The organism is Pseudomonas sp. 22490 (assembly GCF_052044465.1).
GTDB classification, from domain to species: Bacteria; Pseudomonadota; Gammaproteobacteria; order Pseudomonadales; family Pseudomonadaceae; genus Pseudomonas; species Pseudomonas aeruginosa.
In genome coordinates, this window is sequence record NZ_JBQENS010000007.1 from 266019 (window position 1) to 273641 (window position 7623).

5 protein-coding genes are annotated in these 7623 nt (G+C 66.6%); 3 read left to right on the plus strand and 2 right to left on the minus strand.

Annotation, left to right across the window (positions count from 1 at the left end):
* Nucleotides 1-36 precede the first annotated feature (36 nt).
* Entirely contained in the window at nucleotides 37-2769 is a 2733-nt protein-coding gene (gene acnA / locus ACTJJX_RS10900; RefSeq protein WP_003105996.1) for an aconitate hydratase AcnA, read from the plus strand.
* A 372-nt stretch (nucleotides 2770-3141) separates the two neighbouring features.
* Nucleotides 3142-4707 carry a methyl-accepting chemotaxis protein gene (locus tag ACTJJX_RS10905; RefSeq protein WP_016851788.1) on the plus strand — a complete coding sequence of 522 codons (1566 nt, stop codon included), beginning with the start codon at nucleotides 3142-3144 and terminating at the stop codon, nucleotides 4705-4707.
* A gap of 37 nt (nucleotides 4708-4744) precedes the next feature.
* Here the strand turns inward: ACTJJX_RS10905 and cprA are convergent, their stop codons facing one another.
* Both cprA and ACTJJX_RS10915 read right to left on the minus strand, forming a co-directional pair.
* The gene (gene cprA, locus ACTJJX_RS10910; RefSeq protein WP_003087328.1) at nucleotides 4745-5902 is read right to left on the minus strand and encodes a cationic peptide resistance protein CprA; all 1158 of its coding nucleotides are present in this window, start codon (nucleotides 5900-5902) and stop codon (nucleotides 4745-4747) included.
* Nucleotides 5903-5990: 88 nt separating this feature from the next.
* Nucleotides 5991-6623 carry an alpha/beta hydrolase family protein gene (locus ACTJJX_RS10915; protein ID WP_003105994.1) on the minus strand — a complete coding sequence of 211 codons (633 nt, stop codon included), beginning with the start codon at nucleotides 6621-6623 and terminating at the stop codon, nucleotides 5991-5993.
* A gap of 187 nt (nucleotides 6624-6810) precedes the next feature.
* Between ACTJJX_RS10915 and ACTJJX_RS10920 the strand changes: the two genes are divergently transcribed.
* A partial coding sequence (locus tag ACTJJX_RS10920) for a cbb3-type cytochrome c oxidase subunit I (protein ID WP_049296179.1) occupies nucleotides 6811-7623 on the plus strand: 813 nt, incomplete at its 3' end.

Genomic DNA, 7623 nt, shown 5'->3' on the forward strand with positions numbered 1-7623 from the left:
CCCGCCGCCCCCGGGCCCGCCGTGAGGAAATCAGAAATGCCTGCTTTGGACAGCCTGAAAACCCTTCGCAGTCTCGCTGTGGACGGCAAGACCTACCACTACTACAGCCTCCCGGAAGCCGCCCGGACCCTGGGCGATCTCGGCAAGCTGCCGATGTCGCTAAAGGTCCTGCTGGAAAACCTCCTGCGCTGGGAGGACGGCAGCACCGTCACCGGCGACGACCTCAAGGCCCTCGCCGGCTGGCTCAGGGAGCGCCGTTCCGACCGCGAGATCCAGTACCGCCCGGCGCGGGTCCTGATGCAGGACTTCACCGGGGTGCCCGCGGTGGTCGACCTGGCCGCCATGCGCGCGGCCATGGCCAAGGCCGGCGGCGACCCGCAGAAGATCAACCCGCTGTCGCCGGTGGACCTGGTCATCGACCACTCGGTGATGGTCGACAAGTTCGCCAGCGAATCGGCCTTCGAACAGAACGTCGAGATCGAGATGCAGCGCAACGGCGAACGCTACGCCTTCCTGCGCTGGGGCCAGAACGCCTTCGACAACTTCAGCGTGGTACCGCCGGGCACCGGCATCTGCCACCAGGTCAACCTGGAGTACCTGGGCCGCACGGTCTGGACCAAGGACGAGGATGGCAGGACCTACGCCTTCCCCGACACCCTGGTCGGCACCGACTCCCACACCACCATGATCAACGGCCTCGGCGTGCTCGGCTGGGGCGTCGGCGGCATCGAGGCGGAAGCCGCCATGCTCGGCCAGCCGGTATCGATGCTGATCCCCGAGGTCATCGGCTTCAAGCTCACCGGCAAGCTGCGCGAGGGCATCACCGCCACCGACCTGGTGCTGACCGTCACGCAGATGCTGCGCAAGAAGGGCGTGGTGGGGAAATTCGTCGAGTTCTACGGCGACGGCCTGGCCGACCTGCCCCTGGCGGACCGCGCCACCATCGCCAACATGGCCCCGGAATACGGCGCCACCTGCGGCTTCTTCCCGGTGGACGAGATCACCCTCGGCTACCTGCGCCTGTCCGGACGTCCGGAAAGCACGGTCAAGCTGGTCGAGGCCTACAGCAAGGAACAGGGCCTGTGGCGCGAGAAGGGCCACGAGCCGGTGTTCACCGACACCCTGCACCTGGACATGGGCGAAGTCGAGGCCAGCCTGGCCGGACCGAAGCGCCCGCAGGACCGCGTGGCCCTGCAGAACGTCGCCAGCGCCTTCAACGAGTTCCTCGGCCTGCAGTTGCATCCCTCCAGCACCGAAGAAGGCCGCCTGCTCAGCGAGGGCGGCGGCGGCACCGCGGTCGGCGCCAACGCCGCCTTCGGCGAGATCGACTACCAGCACGACGGCCAGACCCACCGCCTGAAGAACGGCGCGGTGGTGATCGCCGCCATCACCTCCTGCACCAACACCTCCAACCCCAGCGTGATGATGGCCGCCGGCCTGCTGGCGAAGAAGGCGGTGGAAAAAGGCCTGCAACGCAAGCCCTGGGTGAAGAGTTCGCTGGCGCCGGGCTCCAAGGTGGTCACCGACTACTTCAAGGCCGCCGGCCTGACCCGCTACCTCGACGAACTCGGCTTCGACCTGGTCGGCTACGGCTGCACCACCTGCATCGGCAACTCCGGCCCGCTGCTGGAGCCGATCGAGAAAGCCATCCAGCAGGCCGACCTGACCGTCGCCTCGGTACTCTCCGGCAACCGCAACTTCGAAGGCCGCGTGCACCCGTTGGTGAAGACCAACTGGCTGGCCTCGCCGCCGCTGGTGGTGGCCTACGCCCTGGCCGGCAGCGTGCGGATCAACCTCAGCGAGGAACCGCTGGGCACCGGCAAGGACGGCCAGCCGGTCTACCTGAAGGACATCTGGCCGAGCCAGAAGGAAATCGCCGAGGCGATCCAGAAGGTCGACACCGAGATGTTCCACAAGGAGTACGCCGAGGTCTTCGCCGGCGACGAGAAATGGCAGGCGATCCAGGTGCCGCAGTCGGACACCTACGAGTGGCAGGCCGACTCCACCTACATCCAGCATCCACCCTTCTTCGAACACATCGCCGAGGCGCCGCCGGCCATCGCCGACGTCGAGCAGGCGCGGGTGCTGGCGGTGCTGGGCGACTCGGTGACCACCGACCACATCTCCCCTGCCGGCAACATCAAGGCCGACAGCCCGGCCGGCCGCTACCTGCGCGAGCACGGCGTGGAACCGAAGGACTTCAACTCCTACGGCTCCCGTCGCGGCAACCATGAGGTGATGATGCGCGGCACCTTCGCCAACATCCGCATCAAGAACGAGATGCTCGGCGGCGAGGAAGGCGGCAATACCCTGTACGTGCCCAGCGGCGAGAAACTGGCGATCTACGACGCGGCCATGCGTTACCAGGAGGACGGCACCCCGCTGGTGATCGTCGCCGGCAAGGAATACGGCACCGGCTCGTCGCGCGACTGGGCGGCCAAGGGTACCAACCTGCTGGGCGTGAAGGCGGTGATCGCGGAGAGCTTCGAGCGCATCCACCGCTCCAACCTGGTCGGCATGGGCGTGCTGCCGTTGCAGTTCGAGAACGGCCAGGACCGCAAGAGCCTGAAGCTGACCGGCAAGGAGGTGCTGAACATCCGCGGCCTCGGCGGCGAACTCAAGCCGCACATGCCGCTCAGCGTGGAAGTGACCCGCGAGGACGGCAGCCAGGACAGCTTCAAGGTCCTCTGCCGCATCGACACCCTCAACGAGGTCGAGTACTTCAAGGCCGGCGGCATCCTCCACTACGTGCTGCGCAGCATGCTCTGAGGCAGCGGCGGTACGCGCGGAGGGGTGGCTTCGGCCACCCCTTTTTCATTCCGGCGCCCGGGGCCGCGAGCGCTTCGCAGGGCGAACGACGCCCCGGCGTCATCCGCCGATACCCCGCAGGACCGGCGGATGGCCGCCTCGCGCTTATCCGCCAGGCCCCTCCCCAGCCCATGCGCGCCGCCGGGAACGACACGAAACCGTAACGCATTGACCTCCATCAGCGAATCCGCCATCTATCCGACCACGTGGTCGGTTCTCATGCTTTGGGTCAATAGCTATCTGTTTTTCCTCGTGAAAGCATTCACAAATCCCTCATGTGAAAGGCGTTTTCGCCGATGTAGAGGTAAATGCTTCACTTGTTTTGGAAGGCCCATGCGCAACAATCAGCCCATCACCCAGCACGAGCGCGTCTATCCGGCGGAACAACGCCTGATCACCACCACCAATCTCAAAGGCATCATCACCTACTGCAACGAAGCCTTCATCGACATCAGCGGCTTCAGCCGCGAGGAGCTGATGTCCGCGCCGCACAACCTGATCCGTCACCCCGACGTCCCGCCGGCGGTGTTCGCCCACATGTGGACCACCCTCAAAGCCGGCCGCCCGTGGATGGGGATCGTCAAGAACCGCTGCAAGAACGGCGACCACTACTGGGTCAGCGCCTATGTCACGCCGATCTACGACCAGGGCGCGGTGGTCGGCTACGAGTCGGTGCGGGTCAAGCCGACCGCCGAACAGATCCAGCGCGCCGAGGCCCTCTACCGTCGCCTCGGCGCCGGCAAGCCGGCGATCCCCCGGCGCGACCGCTGGCTGCCGGTACTGCTCGACTGGCTGCCGTTCATCCTGATCAGCCAGATCGGCTTCCTCATCGGTATCTGGCTGAACTCCTGGTGGGGCTTCATCCTCGCCGGCCTGCTCGCCGTTCCGCTCGGCCTGGCCGGACTGCGCTGGCAGAAGCGCGGGCTGAAGCGCCTGATGCGGCTCGCCGAACAGACCACCTCCGACCCGCTGATCGCGCAGATGTACACCGACAGCCGCGGCGACCAGGCGCGCCTGGAAATGGCCATCCTCAGCCAGGACGCGCGCCTGAAGACCTGCCTGACGCGCCTGCAGGACACCGCCGAATACCTCACCGAACAGGCGCGCCAGGCCGACACCCTGGCCCACCACAGCTCCGCCGGTCTGGAACAGCAGCGCGCAGAGACCGAACAGGTGGCCACCGCGGTCAACGAGATGGCCGCCACCACCCAGGAAGTGGCGAACAATGTCCAGTTGACCGCCGACGCCACACAGAAGGCCAACGAACTGACCTCGCGCGGCCGCGACATCGCCGCGGAGACGCGCAACGCCATCCAGCGCCTGTCGGAGTCGGTGGGCGAGACCGGGGCCGCGGTGAGTCGCCTGGCCCAGGACAGCAACGAGATCGGCGGCGTGGTCGATGTGATCAAGGGCATCGCCGACCAGACCAACCTGCTCGCCCTCAACGCCGCCATCGAGGCGGCTCGGGCCGGCGACCAGGGACGCGGCTTCGCCGTGGTGGCCGACGAAGTGCGCTCGCTGGCGCAACGCACCGCGGCCTCCACCGAGCAGATCCACCACCTGATCGCCAAGTTGCAGAACACCGCCAACGATGCGGTACATACCATGGAGAGCGGCCTGCAGCAGGCCGAAGCCGGGGTCCAGCGGGTGCTGGAAGCCGACAGCGCGCTGATCGGCATCAGCGAGGCGGTCAGCAACATCACCGAGATGACCACCCAGATCGCCGCCGCCGCGGAGGAACAGAGCGCGGTGGCCGAGGAAATCAACCGCAACATCAGCACCATCGCCGCCCTGGCCGAGCAGACCTCCGACGAGGCGCTGCGCACGGCGAAACTGAGCGAGGAACTGACCACCACCGCGCAGAGCCAGTATTCCCTGGTCGAGCGCTTCAACCGCTGAGATCAGGCCGCGGGGAGGAAGCTCCCCGCACCTGCCGTCACTTGAAGTCCCATTGCATCTGCGCCGGGATGCTTACCGCGCTTGACGACTGCACGCAGACGTCGAGGTAGTCGGTGAAGCGCGGCGGCGCGGAGATCCCCTCCTCAAGCAGACGGCTGTTGTCGAACAGGTAGTTGAGGTCGGCAAAGCCGCTGTACAAGCGCAACGCGCGCAGGACCAGACGCGGATTGGCCGGGCCGATGCGCGACTCGAAGCTCTTCGCCAGTTCCTTGAGGTCGTCCACCTCCACCTTGCGGTAGCGCTCGCCTACCGGCGCCGCCCCGTTGGCGCGGGCGAAGGCCTCGTCGATCTCGCCGAAGGTGCAGGCCGCGCGATGGCCGGCGGAGATATGATAGAGGCTGTGCCCCAGGCACGGCTTCAGCGCCAGGCCAATCAGGGCCTCGGCGCAGTAGTCGACCGGAATCACGTCGATCTGCTCGTCCAGGCCGCAGGTGAAGCTTTCCAGGGCGAAGCCCATGCGGAAGACCCAGAAGATGCTGCCGGAGGCCTGGCAGCCAAGGGTACGGTGGCCCACCACGATGGATGGCCGCGCCACCACCAGGGGCAGGCCCGGCAGTTCCTCGCGCATGCGCCGCTCGATTTCCGCCTTGGACGCGGTGTAGTCCACCAGTTGCTGCTCCGCCGCCGGGAATTCCCAGGACTCGCTGATCGGCGACTCTCGCTGCGGTCCGCAGCACATCGCGGTACCGACGTGGAGGAAACGCTTCAGTCGCTTCGAACGGCTCAGCACGTCAGCGAAGGCGAAAGTGCCGTCGACGTTGACCGGCCAGATGGTCGGGTTCTTCGAGAACGACGCCACGGCGGCGCAATTGATCACCCGCTCCACCTGCATCAGGCGCGGCGTCTCGCGGGCCAGCCAGGAGGTGTCGAGGAAATCGCCGCAGAGGATCTGCTCCGCCCGCAGTGCCAGGCAGTCGGCTTCGTCGACGCCATGCATCAGCAGGTTGCCGCGCAGGCGTTCGAGCCCCTGCTGGCGGGATTCGGCGCGGACCAGGAAGGACAGGTTGGCGCCGTGCCCGGCGGCGATCAGCTGGGCGGCGACCGAACCGCCGAGAAAGCCGGTGGCCCCCGTCAGCAGGATGCGTTCGCGGGTATCGATAGCGGTGATCTGCTCACCGTCGGCATGCATGTTCATGTCTTCCCCCCTCAGAGAAGTCAGTCGCCCACGCCTCGATGCAAGGGTGGTTGCGCCGCAGCTTATGAGGGGATGCCTTAAGGAACCGTTAATGGCCCTGGAGCCCGCGAAGGAAGCCGGCCACCTCCCGCGCCGTTGCCGCCAGGTGCTGCTCGTGGGTCAGGCCGGAGGCCTTCAGCGGCTTGAGGTCGTGGTCCGCCGCGGCCAGCCAGTGCAGGCGGATCGTCGGCGCCAGCGCATAGCCCGCCACCGCCTCGCGGTTGCCCAGGGCGTCGCGCTCGCCCTGGACGATCAGGGTCGGCGTGCGCAGCCCGGCGAGGTGCGCGACCCGCGGCTTCTCCGGCTTGCCGGCGGCGTAGAACGGGTAGCCGAGGCAGACCAGGGCATCCGCGCCCAGCTCGTCGGCCAGCAGGCTGGCCATGCGCCCGCCCATCGACTTGCCGCCCAGGGCCAAGGGCCCGTCCAGGGTCTCGCGGACCTGCGCATGGACTCGCCGCCAGCAGTCGAGCAACTGCGCCTGCGGATTCGGCGGACGCTTGCGGCCGTCCTCGCGGCGCTGGGCCATGTAGGGAAACTCGAAGCGCGCGACGGCGATGCCCTGGGCGGCGAGCAGTTCGGCGATGCGCTCCATGAACGGGCTGTCCATCGGCGCCCCGGCGCCATGGGCGAGAATCAGGGTGGCCGACAGCGAGCCGGCCGGGCGGTTCCATTTCAGCGACAACTTGCCACACCTCGTATGCAGTGGGGGTCGGGAAGCCAATTGATCCCGATCAATATTTCATAACGCCCCATTATCCATGCTTCCTCTCGCTAATTACGCCAATTAGACCAGCCCCAATGGGGGGACGCCCGGCATCCCAACTGCCGGAAAAAGCCATAGCGTATAACCGTGGATGGAAGCCCATAGCATGAGCACCACTAACCCAGAGTCCGCCTATAACTACAAGGTGGTCCGCCAATTCGCCATCATGACCGTGGTCTGGGGCATCGTCGGCATGACCGTCGGTGTCCTGATCGCCGCCCAGCTGGTATGGCCCGACCTGAACTTCGGCTTGCCGTGGACGAGCTTCGGCCGCCTGCGCCCGCTGCACACCAACGCGGTGATCTTCGCCTTCGGCGGTTGCGCACTGTTCGCCACCAGCTACTACGCGGTGCAGCGCACCTGCCAGGTGCGACTGTTCTCCGACACCCTCGCCTCCTTCACCTTCTGGGGCTGGCAACTGGTGATCCTGCTGGCCGCCATCAGCCTGCCGCTGGGCTACACCTCGTCCAAGGAGTACGCCGAGCTGGAATGGCCGATCGACATCCTGATCACGGTGGTCTGGGTCGCCTACGCGGTGGTGTTCTTCGGCACCCTGGTCAAGCGCAAGGTCAAGCACATCTATGTGGGCAACTGGTTCTTCGGCGGGTTCATCCTCACCGTCGCCATGCTCCACGTGGTGAACAACCTCGAGCTGCCGGTGACCTTCACCAAGTCCTACTCGCTGTACGCCGGCGCCACCGACGCCATGGTCCAGTGGTGGTACGGGCACAACGCCGTGGGCTTCTTCCTCACCGCCGGCTTCCTCGGCATGATGTACTACTTCGTGCCCAAGCAGGCGGAGCGTCCGGTCTACTCCTATCGCCTGTCCATCGTCCACTTCTGGGCGCTGATCGCGGTGTACATCTGGGCCGGCCCGCACCACCTGCACTACACCGCGCTGCCGGACTGGGCGCAGTCG